At 72.2% G+C, this 22,321-nt stretch carries 22 protein-coding genes; 15 read left to right on the forward strand and 7 right to left on the reverse strand.

Translation table 11 applies throughout. The features are described from left to right. Positions 1-61: 61 nt before the first annotated feature. Entirely contained in the window at positions 62-466 is a 405-nt protein-coding gene (locus tag ACGF5O_RS26550) for a winged helix-turn-helix transcriptional regulator (RefSeq protein WP_393812370.1), read from the reverse strand. Between the two features lie 129 nt (positions 467-595). Here ACGF5O_RS26550 and ACGF5O_RS26555 point away from each other — a divergent pair, with 129 nt between their 5' ends. The 3 genes from ACGF5O_RS26555 to ACGF5O_RS26565 all read left to right on the forward strand — a co-directional run bounded on the left by ACGF5O_RS26555 (position 596) and on the right by ACGF5O_RS26565 (position 3,748). Next, complete coding sequence (locus ACGF5O_RS26555; protein WP_393812371.1) at positions 596-1,486, forward strand: NADP-dependent oxidoreductase; 891 nt, start codon at positions 596-598, stop codon at positions 1,484-1,486. Between the two features lie 159 nt (positions 1,487-1,645). Next, entirely contained in the window at positions 1,646-2,701 is a 1,056-nt protein-coding gene (locus tag ACGF5O_RS26560; RefSeq protein WP_393812372.1) for a saccharopine dehydrogenase, read from the forward strand. Positions 2,702-2,767: 66 nt separating this feature from the next. Next, a complete protein-coding gene (locus ACGF5O_RS26565; protein WP_393812373.1) occupies positions 2,768-3,748 on the forward strand; it encodes a fatty acid desaturase family protein in 981 nt (326 codons plus the stop codon). 45 nt (positions 3,749-3,793) lie between these two features. Here ACGF5O_RS26565 and asnB read toward each other — a convergent pair whose 3' ends face one another. Both asnB and ACGF5O_RS26575 read right to left on the reverse strand, forming a co-directional pair. Continuing rightward, positions 3,794-5,284, reverse strand: coding sequence for an asparagine synthase (glutamine-hydrolyzing) (gene asnB, locus ACGF5O_RS26570; protein WP_393812374.1), 1,491 nt, complete (start codon positions 5,282-5,284; stop codon positions 3,794-3,796). Positions 5,285-5,485: 201 nt separating this feature from the next. Then, a complete protein-coding gene (locus ACGF5O_RS26575; protein ID WP_393812375.1) occupies positions 5,486-6,445 on the reverse strand; it encodes a GlxA family transcriptional regulator in 960 nt (319 codons plus the stop codon). A 106-nt stretch (positions 6,446-6,551) separates the two neighbouring features. Here ACGF5O_RS26575 and ACGF5O_RS26580 point away from each other — a divergent pair, with 106 nt between their 5' ends. Continuing rightward, positions 6,552-7,190, forward strand: a complete 639-nt coding sequence (locus ACGF5O_RS26580; RefSeq protein WP_393812376.1) for an HD domain-containing protein — start codon at positions 6,552-6,554, stop codon at positions 7,188-7,190. Positions 7,191-7,213: 23 nt separating this feature from the next. Here the strand turns inward: ACGF5O_RS26580 and ACGF5O_RS26585 are convergent, their stop codons facing one another. After that, on the reverse strand, positions 7,214-7,828 hold the full coding sequence (locus ACGF5O_RS26585; protein WP_393812377.1) for a TetR/AcrR family transcriptional regulator: 615 nt from the start codon (positions 7,826-7,828) through the stop codon (positions 7,214-7,216). A gap of 175 nt (positions 7,829-8,003) precedes the next feature. On the opposite strand from ACGF5O_RS26585, the gene ACGF5O_RS26590 reads away from it, so the two are divergent. Continuing rightward, a complete protein-coding gene (locus ACGF5O_RS26590; RefSeq protein ID WP_393812378.1) occupies positions 8,004-8,558 on the forward strand; it encodes a cysteine hydrolase family protein in 555 nt (184 codons plus the stop codon). Positions 8,559-8,567: 9 nt separating this feature from the next. On the opposite strand, the gene ACGF5O_RS26595 is transcribed toward ACGF5O_RS26590, so the two are convergent. Both ACGF5O_RS26595 and ACGF5O_RS26600 read right to left on the reverse strand, forming a co-directional pair. After that, complete coding sequence (locus ACGF5O_RS26595) at positions 8,568-9,842, reverse strand: cytochrome P450 (protein ID WP_393812379.1); 1,275 nt, start codon at positions 9,840-9,842, stop codon at positions 8,568-8,570. A gap of 40 nt (positions 9,843-9,882) precedes the next feature. Then, on the reverse strand, positions 9,883-11,241 hold the full coding sequence (locus ACGF5O_RS26600) for a glutamine synthetase family protein (protein WP_393812380.1): 1,359 nt from the start codon (positions 11,239-11,241) through the stop codon (positions 9,883-9,885). 351 nt (positions 11,242-11,592) lie between these two features. Here ACGF5O_RS26600 and ACGF5O_RS26605 point away from each other — a divergent pair, with 351 nt between their 5' ends. The 10 genes from ACGF5O_RS26605 to ACGF5O_RS26650 all read left to right on the forward strand — a co-directional run bounded on the left by ACGF5O_RS26605 (position 11,593) and on the right by ACGF5O_RS26650 (position 21,726). Beyond that, positions 11,593-11,781 (forward strand): ferredoxin, encoded by a 189-nt coding sequence (locus ACGF5O_RS26605; protein ID WP_046730411.1) that lies wholly within the window; start codon positions 11,593-11,595, stop codon positions 11,779-11,781. Between the two features lie 2 nt (positions 11,782-11,783). Next, positions 11,784-12,977 carry an NAD(P)/FAD-dependent oxidoreductase gene (locus tag ACGF5O_RS26610; RefSeq protein WP_393812381.1) on the forward strand — a complete coding sequence of 398 codons (1,194 nt, stop codon included), beginning with the start codon at positions 11,784-11,786 and terminating at the stop codon, positions 12,975-12,977. Positions 12,978-12,987: 10 nt separating this feature from the next. Then, positions 12,988-13,800: an acetoacetate decarboxylase family protein gene (locus ACGF5O_RS26615; RefSeq protein ID WP_393812382.1), complete on the forward strand. Its 813-nt coding sequence runs from the start codon at positions 12,988-12,990 to the stop codon at positions 13,798-13,800. A 97-nt stretch (positions 13,801-13,897) separates the two neighbouring features. Beyond that, positions 13,898-15,358 carry an aldehyde dehydrogenase gene (locus ACGF5O_RS26620; RefSeq protein ID WP_393812383.1) on the forward strand — a complete coding sequence of 487 codons (1,461 nt, stop codon included), beginning with the start codon at positions 13,898-13,900 and terminating at the stop codon, positions 15,356-15,358. Next, entirely contained in the window at positions 15,351-16,277 is a 927-nt protein-coding gene (locus ACGF5O_RS26625) for a 3,4-dihydroxyphenylacetate 2,3-dioxygenase (RefSeq protein ID WP_393812384.1), read from the forward strand. Before ACGF5O_RS26620 ends, ACGF5O_RS26625 begins: the two co-directional genes overlap by 8 nt. A gap of 8 nt (positions 16,278-16,285) precedes the next feature. Next, complete coding sequence (locus tag ACGF5O_RS26630) at positions 16,286-17,131, forward strand: fumarylacetoacetate hydrolase family protein (protein ID WP_393812385.1); 846 nt, start codon at positions 16,286-16,288, stop codon at positions 17,129-17,131. Positions 17,132-17,174: 43 nt separating this feature from the next. Beyond that, positions 17,175-17,837 (forward strand): TetR family transcriptional regulator, encoded by a 663-nt coding sequence (locus tag ACGF5O_RS26635; protein WP_362597051.1) that lies wholly within the window; start codon positions 17,175-17,177, stop codon positions 17,835-17,837. A gap of 186 nt (positions 17,838-18,023) precedes the next feature. After that, a complete protein-coding gene (locus tag ACGF5O_RS26640) occupies positions 18,024-19,469 on the forward strand; it encodes an APC family permease (RefSeq protein WP_393812386.1) in 1,446 nt (481 codons plus the stop codon). Between the two features lie 59 nt (positions 19,470-19,528). Then, positions 19,529-21,019 (forward strand): aldehyde dehydrogenase, encoded by a 1,491-nt coding sequence (locus ACGF5O_RS26645; RefSeq protein ID WP_393812387.1) that lies wholly within the window; start codon positions 19,529-19,531, stop codon positions 21,017-21,019. Next, positions 21,016-21,726 (forward strand): gamma-glutamyl-gamma-aminobutyrate hydrolase family protein, encoded by a 711-nt coding sequence (locus tag ACGF5O_RS26650; protein WP_393812388.1) that lies wholly within the window; start codon positions 21,016-21,018, stop codon positions 21,724-21,726. The genes ACGF5O_RS26645 and ACGF5O_RS26650 overlap by 4 nt, the downstream gene beginning before the upstream one ends. On the opposite strand, the gene ACGF5O_RS26655 is transcribed toward ACGF5O_RS26650, so the two are convergent. Next, positions 21,727-22,299, reverse strand: a complete 573-nt coding sequence (locus ACGF5O_RS26655; protein ID WP_393812389.1) for a MarR family winged helix-turn-helix transcriptional regulator — start codon at positions 22,297-22,299, stop codon at positions 21,727-21,729. Positions 22,300-22,321: the final 22 nt, after the last annotated feature.

Genomic DNA, 22,321 nt, shown 5'->3' on the forward strand with positions numbered 1-22,321 from the left:
GAGGCCCGTACCAAGTTCGTCGAACTGCGCGGACGGCACCGCCGGAACAACGTCTTCTGATCTAGCTCTCGACCCCCGCGTCATAGCGCTCGCGGGCATCGTGGACCTCTTCGATGTGGGCCTCCGCCCAGTTCTTCACGCCCGCCAGCAGCAGGGCGAGGCTCAGGCCGAGCGGGGTGAGCTCGTAGTCCACGCGGACCGGGACGGCGGGGGTCACCGTGCGGGCGAGGATGCCGTCGCGTTCCAGGGAGCGCAGGGTCTGGGTGAGCATCTTGGGGCTGACGCCGGCGATCTTGCGGGCGAGTTCGCTGTACCGCATGGGTCCGGGGACCAGGGCGCAGACGACCAGGCTGACCCACTTGTCACTGATCCGGTCGAGCAGTTGGTTGGTGGGGCAGGCCCGGATGAACGCGTCGTACTCCACGCGCGCCTGCTCGCGCCGCTGGGCCGCCGTCGTCGTCGGCATCGCTCACCTCTGGGGGGCCTAGGCACTTCCAGGTAACTACTTACCGTCGGATAGTAACTCTTCCTAGGGTCGAAGCCAGCTGAGGAGAGACCGAAGCGGGAAAGAAAGTCGTAGAGGGAGCAACGCGTCATGCGCGCAGCAGTGGTGAACACGTTCGGCGGACCCGAGGCCGTGGAGGTCGTGGCGACGGAGCGGCCGGAGCCGGGTCCGAGCCAGGTGCGGATCAAGGTCGCGGCGGCCGCGCTGAACCCCGTGGACGCGGGAGTGCGGGCCGGCTTCTTCGGCGGTGCGGGCAAGCGGATCGGGCTCGGCTGGGACGTGGCCGGAACCGTGGACGCGGCCGGCTTCGCGACCGCCTGGAGCGTCGGCGACCAGGTGGTGGCGCTGGACCCCGGCATCGTGCGGCCGCTCGGCACGCACGCCGAATACGTCGTGGTCGAGGCGGACGCGGCGGCCACGGCCCCGGCCACGGTGGACGCCGTGCACGCGGCGACGCTGCCGCTGAACGGGCTGACCGCCGTACAGGCCCTGGACCTGCTGGAGCTGACCGAGGGACAGTCCCTCCTGGTGACCGGCGCGGCGGGCGCGGTCGGCGGCTTCGCCGTGCAACTCGCGGCCCACCGGGGGATATCGGTGACCGCACTGGCCCGCGAGACCGACGCGGAGCTCGTACGGTCCCTGGGCGCCGCGCACTTCACGGCGGGCGACGCCGAGGCCGGGACCTTCGACGCCGTACTGGACGCGGCGGTCCTGGGCGAGCCGGCCCTGGAGTGGGTGCGGGACGGGGGCGGCTACGTCGGCGTCCGGCCCGGCGGCGAGCCCGCCCCGGTGCGTGGGGTGCGGACGACCGCGGTCGCCGTGACCGCCGACGGAACACGCCTGGCGGAGCTGGCGCGACTCGTGGACGAGGGCGTACTGACCCTCAGGGTGGCCGAGACCTTCCCCCTGGACGCCGCCGCCAAGGCCCATGCCCGCCTCGCCGAGGGCGGGGTGCGCGGGCGGCTGGTGCTGGTTCCCTGACGCTGGGCGCAGGCTCGCGACGGCGCGGGCCGGCCGGTCCGAAATGGCCGACGCCGCCGCGGCCACTGCCCGCTCACACCCGAACGCCATCGCCAGCACGCCGATCGGCCCCTGGTTGTTCAGTCTGGAAACTGCCGGGGGCATAGTCGGCTGGACGGGATGATGACGCTCAAGCTGTGGTTGCGAAGCGAAGAACGACCGACCGAGCGGCGTGCCGCCATCGTGCCGGACGATGCCCGGTCGCTGGTGGCCCGGGGCATCGGCATGACCGTCGAGAGATCACCGCACCGCGTCTTCCCGCTCGCGGAATACGCCGCCGCGGGCTGCCGGATCGTTCCGCGGGGCAGCTGGTCCGAGGCCCGCCCCGAAGACGTCATCGTCGGCCTCAAGGGCGTGCCCTCCCAGCCGTGGGCGTTGCGGAACAGGCATGTGGTGTTCGCGCACGCCTACAAGGGCCAGCCCGGTGGGCGGGAACTGCTGTCCCGGTTCACGGCCGGGGGCGGTGCGCTGCTGGACATGGAGTGCCTGGTCGACGACGACGGGCGGCGGGTGGCCGCCTTCGGCTACTGGGCCGGTTATGTGGGGGCCGCGTTGGCGGTACTGCACGCGCGTCGGGTCCTGCCCGCGCTGGTGGAGCCCCTGTCCCATGGGGAACTGCAGACGCGTCTTCGTTCCTCCCGGCGTGGCCGGGACCGCCGGGAGACCGCGGTGGTCGTGGGCGCGCGCGGCCGGTGCGGCCGGGGAGCCTGCGAGGCACTGGAGACCGCGGGCATCGCCCCTGCGCGCTGGGGCCGGCAGGAGACCGCGCGGCTGGACCGCGAGGCCCTGCTGGGCCACGACATCCTGATCAACGCGATCGGTGCCGAGCACGCCGTGCCCGCGCTGCTGACGGAGCAGGACCTCGATCACCCGGCGCGCCGCCTGTCGGTGGTCGGGGACGTCACCTGCGACGTGGGTGCCCCCACCCACGCCCTGCCCGTGTACACCGAGCCCAGCACCTGGGACCGCCCCGTGCAGCGCCTGTACGGCAGGGGCCGCCCCCTGGACGTGATCGGCCTGGACAACCTGTGCTCGCTGATCCCCGTCGAGGCCAGCCGTGACTTCTCCCGCGCCCTGTGCGCCCACCTGCCGTCGCTGCCTGACGGCTCCCCGCTCTGGCAGCGGGCGCAGGAGCACTTCCTGCGCCTGTCCGCCACCTCCGACCAGCCCCACTGAGCCCCACATCACCGAGCCCCACATCACGGAGCTCCGACGGCTCCTTCCGGGAAGGCAAGGCGCATCATGAACGATCCGCACCGCGGTACCCGGGCCATGGCCGAGGTCCGCGCCAGGTTCGGCAGTGTCCACGAGCAGATAGACGGCCGGCGTTTCGCCGGGAAACTCCTCCTGTTCGTCCTGCTCGTCGTGGCCGGCGCCATCCTGGTCCGGCACGGCTCGGTCTGGAGCATCGCCTGTGGTGTGATCCTGCTGGGCCTGATGTACGCGCATGCCCTGGAACTGCAACACGAGGCCCTGCACAGCATCGGCTTCCGTGGCCGCCGGGCCAACGTCGTCGCCGGTGTGCTCCTCGGCATCCCGATGCTCACCAGCTTCTCCGCCTACCGCGCCGCCCACATGCGCCACCACCGTTATCTGGGTACCCCGGACAACCACGAGTACTTCGACTACGGCGACCAGTACGGCCACGCCGAGCGCACTCGTGCCCGTACCGTGCTCGCCTGGGTCTACCGCTTCTCCATGATCAGCCTCTACCGGCAGTTCCTCGTCGACACGGTGCGCCTGGCCTCGGGCCGCCCCGTGCCCGGCGAGAAACCGGCCACGGTCCGGGACATCCGCCGCGACCATCTGCTCATCACGGCGGTTCTCGGCACGGCCGTCACCGTCTCGGTCGCCACCGGCAGCACCTTCGCCGTGTGGGCCTGGCTCGTGCCGGTCCTGCTCGTGGCCGGCCCCGTTCACGCGGCCGTCGAACTGCCCGAGCACTACCGCTGCGAGACCGGCACCACCGACGTCTTCCGCAACACCCGCACCATCCGCTCCAACCGGCTGATGGCCTGGTACACCAACGGGAACAACTTCCACGTCGAGCACCACCTCATGCCCTCCCTGCCCATCGCCCGTCTGAGCCGACTCCACCAGATCACGGCCCCCCGCGCCCTGCACTTCCACCGGACCTACCGCGACTTCTACCGCAGCCTGCGCACCCCCCGGAGCCGGGCGCCGCTCGCCGGTCCCCAGGCGGAGTACGACACTCCGCAGTGACAGCCCCGGGCACCTCCGTACCCGGTACCGCTCAGCGCTCGGCGCTCACCGCAGCGGTGGGCGGCCGAGGGTGCGCAGCGGGTCGATGCCCGGGAACTCGGCGCGCCACAGCCGGTAGAACGCGGCCTCCTCCTCGGCGTCCCGGGACGACGCCGGAGCCTGTACGGCCGTCAGCACGTCCTTGGCTCCGGTTCCGTGGCCGAACTGGAGCTTGCCGCGTTCCAGGATCTGCGTCGGCAGCCAGCCGGCGAAGGCCTCCCGCAGGAGCTGCTTCTCCTTGACGCCCGAATGGATCATCTTGTACTCGGGCGGGACCGACAGCGCCAGGTTGATCACGTCCCGGTCCATGAAGGGCACCCGTGCCTCCAGACCGAAGGCCATCGTCGTACGGTCACACCGCTGCAGGTTCTCCCAGTGCAGTCCCTCCACCGTCTCCACGAGCCTGCCCTGCAGGGCTTCCCCGGCGGAGTAGCGCTCCTGGTGGCAGTCCGGGTATCCGGCGAACAGCTCGTCGGCGCCCTCTCCGGTCAGCACCACGCGAACGTGCCGGGAGGCGTATTCGGCCAGCAGCACGTTCGGCACCGCGCTGCGCACCAGGTGCACATCGAAGTGCTCGATCGCCCGGATGGCCCGCGGGAGTGTGTCCACCGCCTCCTGGGGCGACATCACCACCTCGTGGTGATCGGTGCCGAGGTGGTCGGCGACCACCCGTGCGGCCAGCAGGTCCGGGCTGTCCGGGGTGCCGACGGCGAAGGTCGGAAGCGGCCGGCGATGTCCGTGGCGCCGTGCGTACTCGGCCGCCACCGCGGTGACGATCGACGAGTCGAGACCGCCGGAGAGGAACACCCCGATGCCGACGTCGCTCATCATCCGGTCCTCGACCGCGGTGACGACCGTCTCGCGGACCGCCTTCAGCAGGGACTCGTCCCACCGCCCCTCCGCCGACGCCCGTCTCGCCGGGCGCACCCGGGCGGGGACCGCGTCCGCGAAGCGCACCAGGCCGCCCCGGGGGCTCCAGCAACAGCCGGGCGGGAAGCTCTCCACCAGGGGCCGGTCGGCCTCGTCGAAGGCCCGCAGCTCACTGGCGAACAGCACGCAGCCGTCCCTGCGGACCCAGTAGAGCGGCTTCACCCCGAGGGCGTCCCGGGCGGCGAGGAACGCACCCTCCTCGTCGAGATACGCGAGCGCGAACATGCCGCGCAGCCGGGTGAGCCCGACGGGGCCGTCCACCAGCAGCACCTGCAGAGCCGCCTCGCTGTCCGAACCCGTCGAGAACCGCTCGACCCCCAACTCCTCCCTGAGCCGGAGGTGGTTGTAGATCTCGCCGTTGACCACGACGAAGGACGTGCCCCCTGGCCCCGCAAGCGGCTGATGACCGCCCGGGACATCCACGACCGACAGCCGCTGATGCCCCAGCCACACGTCGCCCCGCTGTAGCTCGCCGCTGTCATCGGGCCCGCGGTGGGCAAGCCGGTCCAGCATGGCGCGGCAGAGCCGCGCATCGACGTTCCCGACCGCGGCGACGATGCCACACATGAAATGTCCTCCACCTGCTGCCCGTGAGCTGGGGCCGTCCCACCTCGTCCGCCGCCAGAGTCGCAGGTCAAACCCCCGATTCCGCGGCAGCCCGAAGCAGCCCGGGCGCTGAACCACACGCCCGGTCGAACCCGTGGCCCGTCACTTCGGGCAGGGCGTCCGTGCGCGGTACGGCCCTTCGAGGAGACGCCTCCCCGCCGGTCAGTTCGCGCGGCCGGTCGTCGCGAAGCGTCTGCGGTAGTGGGTCGGGGTGGTGCCCAGGTGGCGGGCGAAGGCGCGGCGGAGGGTCTCGTCGGTGCCCAGGCCGCTGTGCCGGGCCGCCGCGGTCACGCTGTGGCCGTCCAGGAGCAGCTGCTGGGCCCGGTCCAGGCGGACCCGCTCCACCCAGCGCGCGGGCGTGATGCCCAGCTCGGCGGTGAACAGCCGGGTCAGGTGCCGGGGGCTGACGGCGGCGGACGCGGCCATGGCGGGCACGCTGTGGTCGGCGGTCGGATCGGCGAGGACGGACGCGATCAGGGTGCGGAGCAGGTCGCTGCGGGCGGGCGGCGTGGTGATGGCCGTGGAGAACTGCGACTGGCCGCCCGGGCGTTGCAGGAACACGACCAGTTCGCGGGCGACGTCCCGCGCCACGTCCGCGCCGTGGTCGTCCTCCACCACGGCCAGGGCGAGGTCGATGCCCGCGCTGATGCCGGCCGAGGTGACGTACCGCCCGTCGCGGATGTGGATGGCGTCCGGCTCGACCCGCACCCGGGGGTAACGGCGCGCGAGGGCCGCCGCGTGCCGCCAGTGCGTGGTGGCACGCCGGCCGTCGAGCAGGCCCAGCTCGCCCAGCACGAACGCGCCCGTGCACACCGAGGCGACCCGGCGGGCCCGCTCGGCCAGGTCGCGGGCCGTGGCGAGCAGCGCGTCCTCGATCGGCCGCTCGGCGAGCCGGTCGCCGCCGGCCACCAGGACCGTGTCGACCGGGCCCGCGTCGGCCGCCCGGACCGTGCCGGTCAGCGCCGGCCCGGCGGACGTGGTGACCGTGCCGCCCTCCGGGGAGACCAGCACCAGCTCGTAGGGGTCGGCATGCCGGCCCGCCTGGTGCAGCACCTCCGAAGGACCGCTGACGTCGAGCATGGTCACCCCCTCGAAGACCACAAAGCCCACCCGATGGGTCATGTCCGAATCCGTGGTTTTCCCGGCGGCAGAGACATGGCCCAGCCTACGTCCCCCGGAGAACCCTGGACGGAGACACATCACCCCACCGGCACGGAGGCCGAGAACGATGAGCGAAGAGATCGCAGGCGTGCGGATCCCCGACACCGCCCTGGTCCGGGAGGCCACCGAGCTGGTCCGGGACGCCGCCACCCCGCTGGTGTTCGACCACTCCCGGCGGGTCTTCCTGTGGGGCTCACTGCGCGGCCGCGCCCTCGGGCTGGGCTTCGACCCCGAGCTGCTGTACGTCGGCGCGATGTTCCACGACCTGGGCCTGACCAGGAGCCTGCGCCGCACCGACCAGCGCTTCGAGATCGACGGCGCCGACGAGGCCCGCGCCTTCCTGAACGCCCACGACGTCACCGGCGAGGCCGCCGACCGGGTCTGGACGGCCATCGCCCTGCACACCACCCCGGAGATCCCGCTGCACATGGCACCCGAGATCGCCCTGGTCACCCGCGGGGTCGAGCTGGACGTGCTGGGCATCGGCTACCACGAGGTCACCGACGGGCAGCGCGCGGCGGTCGTCGCGGCGCACCCCCGGCCCGACTTCAAGAACCGGATCCTCGCCGCCTTCACCGAGGGCATCCAGGACCGCCCCGGCACCACCTTCGGCAACGTCAAGGCCGACGTACTCGCCCACTTCGTCCCCGGCTTCCGGCGCGGCGACTTCGTCGACGTCGTCCGGGACTCCGCCTGGCCCGAGTGACCCGCCCGGGCGGGGCGGCCGGATCAGTCCGCCGGCGGTCCGAGCAGCCCCTCCACGACGTCCCGGAGGGGACCCAGGAGGTCGTCGGGTGTCGCGTCGGCCAGGGGCCGCAGGCCCACGGCGGAGCGTACGACGGCGACCCCGACGCCGAGGGCGACCAGGAGCTCCGCCCGCAGCTCGGCGTCGGGTGCCGAAGACGCGCCCGACGCTTCGAGCACCTGGCGGCCGAACTCCGCCAGGGCCCGCCGGCGCAGCTCCGCCACCTGTTCGTCCCCGGAGTCCCGCAGCAGCATCAGCACCGGGTGCTCGCCGAACTCCGCCCAGGCCCCGGCCGCCAGCTGCCGGCTGAGCGCCTCGGCCAGCGCGGCCCGGTCGCGCGGGAACTCGCCGTCACCGCCCAGGAACCGGGGCGTCGACGCCAGCGCCGCCTTGAACAGGCCCTCCTTGGAGCCGAAGTACCGCTTGATGAGCGCCAGGTTGACCCCGGCGTCCGCGGCGACGTCCCGGAGCGTCGTACGGTCGTAGCCCAGCTGTGTGAACCGGGTGCGGGCGGCCAGCAGCAGGGCCTGCCGGGTCGCCGCGGCATCCCGGCGACGGGTCCCGTCGGCGGCCTGGTCGGTCACGTCGTCCGATGACACAGCGGCTCCTCTCCTCGACGCCACCCCGGACCCTTCGGCGGACCGGGGCTCCGCGAATCCGCCACGAGGTAATCATGCGTTGACATGATCCCGCAGCGCGGTCTACGTTGCCAAGTAATCACTTGATGACTAACCGGGTCGCGTGGAACCGGGTCGCGTGGAAGGAACAGAGACGGTGCCTCAGCAAGCCCTCCTCGTCATGGATGTCCAGCAGGTCGTCGCCGACCGCTTTCCCGCCCCCGATTACCTCCCACGGCTGAGCAAGGCGATCGACGCGGCCCGCGCGGGCGGCATCCCGGTGATCTACGTGGTCGTCGGCTTCCGCCCGGGCTACCCGGAGGTCAGCGCCCGCAACAAGATGTTCCGCGGCCTCGTGGGCGCCGCGCCGCGGCCGGCCGGCGACGACCGGGCCACGCAGGTCCACCCGGACGTGGCTCCCGCGCCCGGCGAGCCGGTCGTCACCAAGCGGCGGGTCAGCGCCTTCGCCGGCAGCGACCTCGACATGGTGCTGCGGGCCGGCGGGATCGATCACCTCGTCCTCACCGGCATCGCCACCAGCGGCGTCGTGCTCTCCACCCTGCGTCAGGCCGCCGACCTCGACTTCGAGCTCACCGTCCTGTCCGACGGCTGCCTCGACGCCGACCCGGAGGTGCACCGGGTGCTCACGGAGAAGGTGTTCCCGATGCAGGCGGAGGTCACGACCGTCGACGAGTGGGCGGCGGCACTCTGACGCCGGCCGTCAGGCGAGGGTGACCTCGACCGGCAGCCTCTTGATGCCGTTGACGAAGTTGGAGCGCACCCGCGGCACCTCGCCGACCAGCCGGATGCCGGCCAGCCGGGGGATCAGCTCCTCGAACATGATCCGGATCTCGGTGCGCGCGAGCAGGTTGCCCAGGCACAGGTGCGGGCTGCCCTTGCCGAAGGTGACGTGGTCGTTGTGCTGCCGGGCCACGTCGAACTCGTACGGGTCGCCGAACACCTCCTCGTCGCGGTTGCCCGAGGCGTACCACATGACGACCTTGTCACCCGCCCCGATCCGCCTGCCGCCCAGTTCGACGTCGCGGGTCGCGGTACGGCGGAAGTGGTAGACGGGGGACGCCCAGCGCAGGAACTCCTCCACCGCCGTCGGGATCAGCGACGGGTCGTCCCTGAGCCGGGCCAGCTGGCCGGGATGCTGGAGGAGGGCCAGCATCGAGTGGGTGATGGTGTGCCGGGTGGTCTCGTTGCCGGCCACCACCAGCAGCAGGAAGTAGTTGTCGAAGTCCTGCGCGGACAGCGGGACTCCGTCGCGCGGGGTGCTGTTGACCAGTTTGGAGACCAGGTCCGTGCCCTCGCCGCCGCGCCGCTGCCGGGCCAGCTCCCGGCCGTACTCGAAGACTTCCAGCGAGGCGGGGGAGCGGAACGGCAGGTCGCGGTACTTCTCGCTCTCCGCGCTGTGCAGCAGGACGTCCGCGTAGTCGGGGTCGGTGTTGCCGATGATGCGGTTGCCCCAGTCGATCAACTGCTGGTTGTCCTCGGGCGGTACGTCGAGGAGGCGGGCCAGGACGTTGATGGGGAAGTCCGCGGAGACCTCCTTGACGAAGTCGAAGGTCCCCTTGGCCAGCGCCGCGTCCAGCGTCTTCGCCGTGAGGCCGCGCAGGAAGTCGGTGTAGCTGTTGATGACCCCCGCCCCGAACTGCCGCTGGATCACGCTGCGCAGGGCGCGGTGGCGCACGCCGTCCAGCTCCAGGATCGAGGCGCGTTTGCGGATCTGGTCCTCGTCGACCTCCTCCAGGTTCACGAAGCGGGTGGAGGTGAAGGTCTCTGCGTCCCGGTCCACCCGCGCGATGTCGGCGTGCCGGGTGACGGCCCAGAAACCGGAGTTGGGCGCCTCCTCCGGCTGCCAGTGCACCGGGTCCTCGTGGCGCAGGGTGTGGAACATCCGCCAGGGCGTGACCCCGTCGGTGAAGTTGTCGAGGTTCGCGAGGTCGACATCGGCGAGAGGCATGGGCTCGACGCCGGTGGTTGTGGTCATCGTCGGTCCTTCGAAGGTCGTCACGGGTGGCCGCGGGTGGTCACAGGTGGTAGGCGTACTCGGTGAACTCCCAGTCGGTGACGTGCCGTTGGAAGCGTTCGACCTCGTTGCGCTTGTAGCAGAGGTACGACGTGGTGAAGTCCTTGCCGAGCAGCTCGGACAGGGCGGTGTCCGCCTCCAGGGCGTCCAGGGCGGCGGGCAGGTCCATCGGGAGCACGGGCGCCTTCGCTGTGTCGTACCCGTAGCCCTCCAGCGGGGCGGGTGGCTCCTCGGCGGCCAGGACGCCGAGGAGCGCGGCGGCGGTGGTCGCGGCGATCGCCAGATACGGGTTGGCGCTCGCGTCACCCAGGCGCAGTTCGAGCCGGGCGCCGGCGCCGCGCTCGGGCGGCACCCGGACCATCGCGCTGCGGTTGTCGAGGCCCCAGTCGATCAGCCAGGGGGCGAGGGTGTCCGGCCCGAAGCGCTTGTACGAGTTGACGGTCGGGTTGAGGAGCGCGGCCAGGGCGGGCGCGTGGGCGAGGAGGCCGGCCATCGCGTGCCGGGCGGTGGCGGACAGGCCGTAGGCGCCGGACGGGTCGTCGAAGGCGTTGCGGCCCTCGGCGTCCGAACCGTCGGTACAGGAGAGGTGCAGGTGGAAGCCGGAGCCGCCCGCGTCGTTGAAGGGCTTCGCCATGAAGGTGGCGAGCCGGCCCTCGCGCCGGGCCAGTTCCTTCACCGCGGCCTTGAAGCGGAACGCCCGGTCGGCGGCGGACAGGGCGCCGGAGTGCAGCAGGTTGATCTCGAACTGCCCGCCGTCGAACTCGTGGTTCCCGCCCAACGCCCCGATGCGCAGGTCGCGCACCTGTCGCAGGGTGCGCAGCAGATGGTTGTCGGGGTCGGCGCGGAGCCCGGCCGTGTAGACGACACCGGGGACGCTGCCGTAGCGCCGCCAGCCGCCGGCCGGGTCCGGTTCGCACAGGAAGTACTCCAGCTCGGGCCCGACGACCGGGCTCAGCCCGTGCTCCCGGCACCGCTCCAGGACCGACCGCAGCAGGTCGCGCGGTGACTCGGCCGCGGGCGCCCCGGTGGCCGGGTCGGTGACGTCGGCGAGGCAGGCCGCCACGCCCGGCTCCCAGGGCAGCGCGACCAGGGTGGTGAGGTCCGGCCGTACGCAGACGTCGGGCAGCCCCGCGTCCAGGCCGCCGCCGACCGGCACCACGTCCCCCTGCGGACTCGTGTGGTACACCGCCCGGCAGAAGGCCAGCCCGTGCTCCAGGGCCCGGGGCAGCTCCTCCACCAGCACGTCACGCGCCCGGTCCGTGCCGATGAGGTCCGGATAGGTCACCCGGACGACGTCGATGCCGTCGGCGACGAGCCGGTCCAGGCGCCGGCGGACTTCTGCATGGTCTTGATCGCTCACCGTTGTCTCCTTGGGCGGACGGACGTCGGGACACCACGAAGAGCCAGGTGGTGTGGGAGGTGAGGGCGGGCGGCCGGGGTGCGGTGGCAGAGGCTCCCCGCAGCGCGACGGCCTGCTGTTTGAAGCCAAACGGTAGGCAGGGGTGCACCTTGCCGCAAGAGGGCGGCGCAAAGAATTTATCCATACGGATAGGTATTGACCAGGGGGTGGCGGCTGCCTACCTTGTTTGAAGCCAAACGAGTCCGGGCCGCGGTCCGCCGCAGTCCGTTGGCAGGGCCCGGTCGGCAGGACCGGCCGGGCCCACTTCTTCTCTCCACTCCCTTCGCTTCCGCTCCCTCAGGAGGACCGGCCATGAAGGTCGTCGTCGACATGAACAAGTGCCAGGACCACGGCCAGTGCGTCTTCGCGGCCCCCGACGTCTTCTCCCTCGACGACGCCGGCCACCTGGTCCACGTCTCCGACCCGGACGACGCGCTGCGCGACGAGGTCGAGGAAGCGGCCGACGTCTGCCCGCTCCAGGCGATCCGGATCGAGGGCTGACCGTGAACGCGCGCATCGTGGTGGCCGGCGCCTCCATGGCCGGCCTGCGCGCCGCCGAGCAACTGCGCGCGGCCGGCTGGAGCGGCGCCGTCACCCTCGTCGGCGACGAACCGCACATGCCCTACAACCGGCCGCCCCTGTCCAAGGAGGTCCTGGCCGGCAGGGCGTCCTTCGAGTCCCTCGCCTTCCGGCCGCGCGCCGGCGTGTCCGACGTGGAGTGGCGGCTCGGCAGGACGGTGGTCGCCGCGCGACTGGACGAACGGACGGTACGGCTCGACGACGGCACCGAGCTGTCGTACGACGGACTCGTCGTCGCCACCGGAATGCGCCCCCGGCGCCTGGACTGCCCGGGACCCCGGGCCGGACGCCACACGGTCCGCACCCTCGACGACGCGCGGGGGCTGCGCGCGGCGCTGACCCGGCCCGGTGCCAGAGTCGTCGTGGTCGGGGCCGGGTTCATCGGCTGCGAGGTCGCCGCGACCGCGGTGGGGCTCGGCGTCGCCGGGGTGACGGTCGTCGATCCGCTGCCACTGCCGATGGCCGGGCCGCTCGGCGAACTGCTGGGCCGGGCGCTGCTGAAGCGGCACGAGGAGCGCGGGGTGCGCTTCGCGCTGGGGTCCGGGGTGGCCGGGTTCGTGGGTGACGAGCGGGTGACCGGGGTGGAGTTGAGCGACGGTTCGGTGCTGCCCGCCGATGTGGTGGTCGAGTCGGTCGGCTCGGTCGCCAACACCGAATGGCTCGACGGCAACGGGCTCGACCTGACCGACGGGGTGCTCACCGACTCCTGCCTGCGGGCCGGCGGCAGACCGGACGTGGTCGCGGTCGGAGACGTGGCCCGGTTCCCCAACGCCCGCTACGACGGTGTGCCGCGCCGGGTCGAGCACTGGTCCATCCCCACCGACACCGCCAAGCACGCGGCGCGGACGCTGGTCGGCGACACCGCCCCGGCGCCCTTCGCGCCGTTGCCCACCTTCTGGAGCGACCAGCACGACTTCCGGCTCCAGTCCTTCGGGGCGCCCGTGCTCGGCAAGGAGGACGTCCGCGTCCTCGACGGCGATCCGGCGGGGGACGTGCTCGTCGGCTACCACCACGACGGCCGGCTCGTCGGTGTCGTCGCGCTCGGCGGGCAGGCCGTCGCCGCGTCCGCCGCCCGGTACCGCGCCGAGCTGCTGAAGCAGCCCGCCCTCACTGTGTAAGGAGCCCCAAGTGGCCAGTCTCCGCGGTTACTTCCATCCGAAGACGGCGAGCGGTGTCTCGTCGCTGATTCCCGCGCCGCCGTGGCGGTACTCCGGTGACCTGCTGACCGTCGAGTACCGGACGGATCCCGCACGGGTGCGTGAACTACTGCCCGAGCCACTGGAGTTGGCCGAGGAGGATCCTGGCGCGGTGGCGCTGATCTGGGCCGACTGGCAGTCCTGCGCGGCGTCGGGGGAGGAGCTGCTGGACCCGGTGCGCTCGCAGTACAAGGAGGCCTTCGCGGTCGTGCGCTGCACGTACCGGGGGCAGACGTACTCGCGGTGTGTCCACATCTGGGTCGACAAGGACTTCGCGATCGCGCGCGGGCTGCACCAGGGGTATCCCAAGAAGTTCGGGTCGATCCACCAGACGCGGCCGCATCCGTACGGGCCCGCTCCGCGGATCGAGGCGGGGGCGCGGTTCGGGGCGACGCTGGCGGCGGCCGACCGGCGGCTGGCCCAGGTGGTGGTGACGCTGCGGGAGCCTTCGGCGACGAACGGGTTCGTCAACGGGCATCCGATGGCTCATCACCGGTGGCTGCCGTCGATCGAGAAGGGGAAGGGGCTGGCGCTGGACGAGCTGATCGAGTCGGGGGCGGCGGACTTCGAGGGCGGTCAGGCGTGGGTGGGGGACGCGGAGTTGGAGCTGTTCGAGGCGCCTACGGAGGAGCTGGCGCGGCTGGAGGTGCGGGAGCCGATCGCCGCGTACTACCGGCAGGTGGGGGTGGTGTGGGACGGCGGGCGGCTTCTTGAGTCCGGAACGTCGGGAGCCACTGCCGAGTGAGCCCGGTGGGTCCCTGCGGGTGCGTGGGGGCTGGTCGCGCAGTTCCCCGCGCCCCTGAGTGGGTGCAGTTTCCCTCTTCTGAAAAGGAGCCCAAGTCATGAGCCACAACATCAACGTCGCCGGAGTTTCCGTCGACACCCGGCACTGGATCGGTGGTGAACGTGTCGCCTCTGCCGGGACGTTCACCGACAACTCGCCCATCGACGGAAAGTCGATCGGTGAGATCGCCCGTGGCGGCCCCGCCGAAGCTCAAGCCGCCGTCGCCGCCGCCAAGGCGGCCTTCCCGTCCTGGGCCGCCACCCCCCGTGCCGAGCGCGCACGCCTTCTCCATGCCGTCGCCGACGGGGTCGAGAAGCGGATCGAAGAGCTCGCGATCGTCGAGACCACGGACAACGGCGCGCTGCTGCGGTCCCACCGCCGGGGGGTCATGCCCCGCGTCGCGCACAACTTCCGGTTCTTCGCGGACTGGCTGCTGACGCTGGAGCACGACGACTTCGAGACCCGCGGGCACACCAACCGCGTCAGCTGGGACCCCGCCGGGCCCTGTGTGCTGATCACCCCGTGGAACGCCCCGCTCATGCTGGCCACCTGGAAGGTCGCCCCGGCCCTCGCCGCCGGGAACACGGTCGTCCTCAAGCCCGCGGAGTGGTCCCCGCTCACCGCCTCCCTGCTCGCCGACATCGCGGCCGAGGCCGGGCTGCCGGCCGGTGTCCTCAACGTCGTGCAGGGGTACGGCGCCGAGATCGGCGATGCGCTCACGTCCCATCCGGACGTGCGCCGGATCAGCTTCACCGGGTCCGTGCCGACGGCCAGGCGCATCGCCGCCTCGGCCGCCGCCAACCTGACGCCCCTGAGCCTCGAACTCGGCGGCAAGTCACCCCTGTTGGTGTTCGCAGACGCCGATCTCGACCTGGCCGTCGACCTCGCCGTGGAGCAGTACGACAACGCCGGGCAGGTCTGCCTGGCGGGTACCCGGCTGCTGGTGGAGGAGTCGGTCGTCGAGGAGTTCACCCGGCGGTTCGTGGCGAGGGCCACCGCGCTGCGGCAGGGCGATCCGCGCGACGAGGCCACCGACATCGGGCCCAACATCCACCCCCGTCAGCTGGAGAAGATCGACGGGTTCGTGCGGCGGGCGGTCGGCGCGGGGGCGCGTGCCGTGATCGGCGGGCACCGCCAGGACGGACAGTTCTACGAGCCCACGCTCCTCACCGACGTCGCACAGGACAGCGAGATCGTGCAGGAGGAGGTCTTCGGGCCCGTCCTCACCCTGCAGACCTTCGCCGGCGAGGAGGAGGGGGTCCGGCTCGCGAACGACACGAGGTTCGGGCTCGCGGCCACCCTCGTCACCGGCGACCCCGAGCGCGCCGTGCGGGTCACCGCGCGGCTGGTCGCCGGCACCGTGTGGGTCAACTGCTTCTTCGTGCGGGACCTCCAGGCGCCGTTCGGCGGCTCCCGGCTCTCCGGGGTCGGGCGCGAGGGCGGCACCTGGAGCTTCGACTTCTACTGCGACCTGAAGAACACCGTCACCGCACCGAAGGGCTGGAACGACCATGGGTGAGATCGTCGGGGCGGGCCTCCTCGCCCACGTCCCCACCATCGTGCTGCCGGAGGCCGAGCGGCTGGAGCTCAACGGGGGCAAGGAGATCACCCTCGTCACCGGCCTCCGGCAACTCCGGGCGGACGTCTTCGAGCGGGACGACTACGACACCGTCGTCGTACTCGACTCGCACTGGGCGACCACCGTCGAGTTCGTGGTCACGGCCCAGCGGCGCAGGGCGGGACTGTTCACCTCCGAGGAACTGCCGCGCGGGATGTGCCGGATGCCGTACGACTTTCCCGGCGACCCCGAACTCGCCCGCAACATCGAGAGGTTCGCCGACAAGCACGGCACCTGGATCACCGCGATCGACGACGAGTACCTGCCGGTCTACTACGCCACGATCAACCTCTGGAAGTTCCTCGGCGAGGGCCTGCCCGACAAGCGGTGGGTGAGCATCGGGGTGTGCCAGACCGGGGACATGGAGGACCATCTGCGGCTCGGGCGGGCACTCGCCGACGGCATCGCGGCCACCGAGGGGCGGCGGGTCCTGCTCATCGCCTCCGGTGCCCTCTCGCACACCTTCTGGCCGCTGCGCGAGCTGCGTGACCACGAGGCCAGTGACCCGGTGCACATCCGCACGCCCGAGGCGCGGGAGGCGGACCACGAACGCATCGGGTGGTTCAAGGAGGGCCGGCACGACAAGGTCCTCGACACCATGGACGCGTTCTGGAAGGTCAAGCCCGAGGCGAGGTTCTCGCACTACCTGATGATGGCCGGCGCCCTCGGCGAACAGGGCTGCGTGGCCGGGGCCCGCCAGTACGGCGAGTACGAGAACTCCGTCGGCACCGGCCAGGTCCACCTCTGGTTCGACCGGCCCGCGGACGGCTGGACCGGCACCGGCACACCCGCCCCGCGCACCCCGCACAGCCGCCACTAGGAGCACCCATGCCCGAGTACCGCCGCATCCTCCTCGACGGCGCCGCCGTCCAGGTCACCGTCGACGGGGACGAACTCGTCGCCGGGGACGGGCGCCGCGTCAGGACCGAGGACGCGAGGCATCTGCCGCCGGTCGTCCCCTCCAAGGTGATCGCCGTCCACCTCAACCACCGCAGCCGGGTCGAGGAGTTCCGGATCGGGCTGCCCGACACCCCGACCTACTTCCACAAGCCGACCTCCGCCCTCAACTCACACCGGGGTGCCGTCGTCCGGCCCGAGGGCTGCAAGTGGCTCAACTACGAGGGTGAGGTCGCCATCGTCATCGGGAGGACCGCGCGGAACGTCTCCCCGGCGGAGGCGGGGGAGTACATCGCCGGGTACACGGTCGCCAACGACTACGGGCTGCACGACTTCCGGGACACCGACGCCGGGTCCATGCTGCGGGTCAAGGGGTCGGACACGCTGTGCCCGCTGGGCCCCGGCCTGGTCACCGACTGGGACTTCCACGGCAAGCGGCTGCGCACGTACGTCAACGGCGAGGTCGTCCAGGACGGCTCCACCGACGAGATGAAGTGGGACATGCACTATCTCGTCGCCGACATCGCCCGCACGATCACCCTGTACCCCGGTGACGTGCTGCTCTCCGGCACCCCGGCCAACTCGCGGCCCGTGCGGCCCGGCGACGTCGTCGAGGTCGAGGTGGAGGGGCTCGGGCGGCTCACCAACCACATCGTCACCGGGCCCACCCCGATCCGCACCGACGTCGGCGCGCAACCCACCGAGTCCGAGGAGGTGCTGTCCACCGCGCTGGGCGGGGACTGGGAGTTCCGTGGCATCCGCGCGCCCCGCAGGTAGCCGCCACGGCAGGCGCCGGGAACCGGCGGGTAGGGTCGCGGCCATGACCGAATCCGCCGAGACCCCGCACCGGCCCGACGACCGGCCGCACGAGCGGCCGGAGGACCGGTCCGACGACCGGTCGCGCAGGCGGCTCGGGTACGGCGAGGGGCGCGAGGCGCTGCTGAAGGCCGCCGTCCGGGTCGTCGGCGCGCGGGGACTGCGGCACCTCACCTACCGTGCCGTGGCCGAGGAGGCCGGGGTCACCCACGGCCTGGTCGTCCACCACTTCGGCTCCCGGGACGCGCTGATCGAGGAGTCCCTCGCCTACGCCGTACGCCTCAGCCTGAGCAGCAGCCTGCTGGAGCCCGGCACCGGGGAGCCCGAGGACTTCGTGGCCGGTCTGACGGACATGGTCGAGGACGACGCGGACGGCCAGGCGTACCAGTACGAGCTGCTCCTGGAGGCCCGCCGCCGGCCCGAGCTGCTCCCGCAGGTCCGCGCCCTGTACGACGAGTACTTCGGCGCCTCCCAGCGCGAACTGGCCCGCATCCTGCCCGGCGGCGCGAGCCCCGCCTTCAACCGGCTGGTCTTCGCCGCGCTGGACGGTCTGGTGCTGCACCAGCTCACCGGCATAGGCGACCGCGCCGACACCGAGGCCGCCCTGGCCGAGCTGCGTTCCCTGCTGCGCGCCCTGGGCGAGCGGTCGCCGGACGGTCGCGCCTGAGCGTGCCCGGCCCGGAACCCCCTGTCGCGGTCGCGCCGGGGGGTTCGCCATGCCCTGGGCACGGCGGTTTCCCCGGCGTAAATTCCCCCTCCCACCCCCTTGCCAGATGGATAGTTCCGGCCCACCATGAGGCAACTCGTTTGGCTCAAAACGAAAACTCTCCCTTCCCCTCAGCAGGTGATCCGAGTGGACAGTCAGACGGTCGACGCCTCTCCGCAGGCCGGAGCGGGCGACCAGCCCGCGGCCACCCTCAAACGCAACGCCCTGGGTGTCCTGGGCATCCTCTTCTTCGTCCTGTCCGCCCAGGCACCGCTCACCGGCATCGCGGGCGCCGTCCCGATCGCGGTCGCCGTCGGCAACGGCGCCGGGGCCCCGGCCGCCTACGCCCTCGCCGGAGCGGTGATCCTGCTGTTCTCGGTGGGCTTCGTGGCCATGGGCCGGCACGTCGTCAACGCCGGCGCCTTCTACACGTACATCGGCAAGGGACTCGGCCGGACGACCGGCAGCGGCAGCGCCGCCGTCGCCCTGTTCGCCTACTGCACGGTCCAGGCCGCGATGTACGGCCTGTACGGCGCCACCGTCAGCGGGCTCGTCGAGCACTACTCCGGCGCGCACATCGCCTGGTGGGTCTGGGCCCTGGTGACCATGGCCGTGGTCCAAATGCTCGGCGCCGCCGGGATCGAACTGGGCGCCAAGGTCCTCGCCGTGTTCGTGCTCTCCGAGTTCAGCATCCTGCTCGCCTTCGCCGTGATCACCTTCGTCAAGGGCGGCGGACCCGAAGGACTCGACTTCGGCGGTACGTTCGCGCCGCACGCGGTGCTCCAGGGCGCGCCCGGCGTGGCCCTGATGTTCGCCGTCGCCTCGATGTTCGGCTTCGAGGCCACCGCCATCTACGGAGAGGAGGCCCGCGAACCGCGCAGGACCGTCCCCCGCGCCACCTACCTCTCGGTCGCCGTGGTCACCGGCTTCTTCGCCTTCGTCTCCTGGATGCTGGTCTCCTCGTACGGCCCCTCGAAGGTCACCGCCGCCGCGGGCAAGGCCCTCGCGGGCGGCGACTCCACCGTCTTCGTCTTCGCGCCCATCGCCGACCAGTTCGGCGGCTGGGTGAACGACGTCCTGCCGATCCTGCTCGCCACCTCCCTCTTCGCCGGCATCCTCGCCTTCCACAACTCCGCCAACCGCTACCTGTTCTCGCTCAGTCGCGAAGGCCTGCTGCCGGGCCGCCTGCGCACCCTCAACCACCGGCACTCGCCGCGGGCCGCGGGCCTGGTGCAGACGGCGATCGCCGTACTCCTGGTGATGCCCTTCGCCCTCGCCGGCAAGGACCCCGTCCTCACCCTCTTCTCCTGGTTCAGCGGCGTCGGGGTCCTCGCCTGCATGCTGCTGTACTTCCTGACCTCGGTCTCGGTGATCGTCTTCTTCCGCCGCGAACGCCTCGATACCCGGCTCTGGAACACACGGATCGCCCCGGCCCTCGGCGCCCTCGGCATCGCCGCCATGATCTGGGTCATCCTCGCCAACTTCACGACCCTCATCGGCGGCGCCACCACCACGGCCGTCTGGCTCGTCCTCGCCGTCCCCGCCGTCCTGCTCCTCGGGGCGGGCACCGCACGCCTCGTCCACCGCCGCTGACCCACCCCGCCGGGCCCGGCCCCGCACGGCCGGGCCCCCACCCATCGATGGGGAACCCCATGCTCGACCTCACCCCCGACGAACTGACCGGCCGGGCCAAGGCCCTCGACCTGCCCGCACACCACCACATCGACGGCATCGACGAACCCGGCGGAGGAGCAACCTTCGCCGTCGTCTCGCCCCGGGACGGACAACTCCTCGCCCAGGTCGCCGACGCGGGACAGGCCGAGGTCGACCACGCCGTGGCCGCCGCCCGCCGCGCCTTCGACGCCGGGCCCTGGCCGCGCATGGCACCCGCCGAGCGCGGCCGGATCCTGCTGCGCCTCGCCGACCTCCTCGAAGAGCGGCGGGAGGAACTCGCCCTCACCATCACCCTCGAGATGGGCAAGCCGATCACCGAGGCGTACGCCGTCGAACTGCGCGCCGCCATCAGCACCTTCCGCTGGTACGGGCAGCTGGCCGACAAGCTCACCGACGAGTCCCCGCACACCCCCTCCGACGCCCTCGCCCTGGTCACCCGCGAGCCGACCGGCGTCGTCGGGGCGGTGGTCCCCTGGAACTTCCCCCTCACCCTGGCGAGCTGGAAGGTGGCCCCGGCGCTCGCGGCCGGCTGCACGGTCGTCCTGAAGCCGTCCGAGTCCTCCCCGCTCTCCGCCCTGCTCCTCGGCCGCATCGGCACCGAGGCCGGACTCCCGCCGGGCGTGCTGAACGTCGTCACCGGCGACGGGCCGACGGCCGGACGGGCCCTCGGCCTCCACCCGGACGTCGACGTGCTGGCCTTCACCGGCTCCACCGCCGTCGGACGCCACTTCCTGCGCTACTCCGCCGACTCCAACCTCAAGCGGGTCTGGCTGGAGCTGGGCGGCAAGTCGCCCAACATCATCCTCCCGGACGCCCCCGACCTGGACCGGGCCGCCGCCACCGCCGCCTGGGGGATCTTCTTCAACCAGGGCGAGATGTGCACCGCGCCCTCCCGGCTCCTGGTCCACTCCTCGATCGCCGAACGGGTGACGGACGCCGTCGTGCGCCGCGCCGAGGAACTCCGCGTCGGCGACCCGCTCGACCCGGCGACCGAGATGGGCGCGCTGGCCGGGGAGGCGCATCTGGAGCGCGTGCAGGGGCATGTCGACGCCGGACGCGCGCAGGGGGCCCGGCTGCGCACGGGGGGCGGGCGCACCCTGGCGGACACCGGCGGCAGCTATCTGCAACCGACCGTCTTCGACCGGGTCGACCCGGGTATGCGGCTGGCCCGCGAGGAGATCTTCGGTCCGGTGCTCTCCGTCCTCGCCTTCGACGACCCGGACGAGGCGGTCCGGCTCGCCAACGCCACCGAGTACGGGCTCGCGGCCGGCCTGTGGACCTCCGACCTGTCCACCGCGCACCGGGTCTCCCGCGCCCTGAAGGCAGGCACGGTCTGGGTGAACTGCTACGAGGAGGGCGACCTCACCGTGCCCTTCGGCGGGATGAAGCAGTCCGGCAACGGGCGGGACAAGTCCGCGCACGCGATCGACAAGTACACCGAACTCAAGACCACCTGGATCCAGCTGTGACCCGTCCGCACCGCGGGCACCGCCCGCTCATCGCGGTGCCCGCCCGGTTCTCCGCCACCACCTCGGCCCTGCGCTTCGCCGCCGAGGTCAACGCCCGGGCCCTGATCGAGGCCGTCTGGCGGGCCGGCGGCGAACCCGCGAGCATCCACCCCGCCGACACCGACGTGGCAGGGCGGCTCGCCCGCTTCGACGGGGTGCTGCTGCCCGGCGGCGGCGACCTCGCCCCGTACCGCTACGGCGCCACCGACACCCACGACAGCGTCTACGACGTCGACGACCTCCAGGACAGCTTCGACCTCCAAGTCGCCCGCCACGCACTGGAGTCGGGGCTGCCGCTGCTGGCGATCTGCCGGGGACTGCAAGCCGTGAACGTGGCGCTGGGCGGAACCCTGGAACAGGACATGGGCGGCCCGGACCGCACCCACCGGCACCTGCGCCACCCGGTCACCGTCCGTCCCGGGTCGCGTGTCGAACAGGCGCTGGGGGAGGAGAAGGCGGACGCCTCCTGCTACCACCACCAGCGGGTCGACCGCCTCGGCACCGGCCTCACCGTCACGGCGACCGCGGCGGACGGCACGGTCGAGGGACTCGAACTCACCGACGGGCGGGGCTGGTTCACCGCCGTGCAGTGGCATCCCGAGGACACCGCGCACGAGGACCCGGTGCAGCAGCGGCTCTTCGACGCGCTGGTGCGAGCCGCCGCCTGATCACGCCTTCGGACGGCGCCCGCTGCGGCGCGGCGCGGGCTCGGCGCCGTCGAGCAGCTCCCGCCGCCGCTCCTCGCCGTGGTCCTCGACCTGGAGCACGACCCGCCGCAGCAGCTCCGCGAGGGTCCGGCACTCGGCGTCGCTGAGCCCGGAGGTCACGAAGGCCTCCTCCGCGTTGAACTCCGGGAACACCCGCTGCATCAGCTCCTCGCCCTGCTCGGTGAGGCTGAGCAGCACCAGGCGGCCGTCGTCCGGGTGCCCGGTACGGCCGAGCAGCCCGCGCGACTCCAGGGTGCGGGCCACACCGGTGAGGGTGCCCTTGGAGATCCCGGCCTCCTCCGCCACGTGCCGGGTCTCCGACTCGCCCCACACCCAGACGACCCACAGCACCACGAACGCGGTCCAGGTGAGGTCCGAGCCGCGCAGCACGGAGTTCTCCAGGTGCTGGCGCACGGCGGAGGCGGCCCGGTGGACGTTGGCGACGGCCGCCATCTGGTCCCGGCGGACCGGGATCCCGCCGAGCTTCGCCGAGGCGAGCTTCTCCGCTTCGGTGATGGACCGGTGACCGGGCACGGGTGGCTCCTTCTCGACTCTC

This window comes from Streptomyces sp. NPDC048291, assembly GCF_043201715.1.
Taxonomy (GTDB): domain Bacteria; phylum Actinomycetota; class Actinomycetes; order Streptomycetales; family Streptomycetaceae; genus Streptomyces.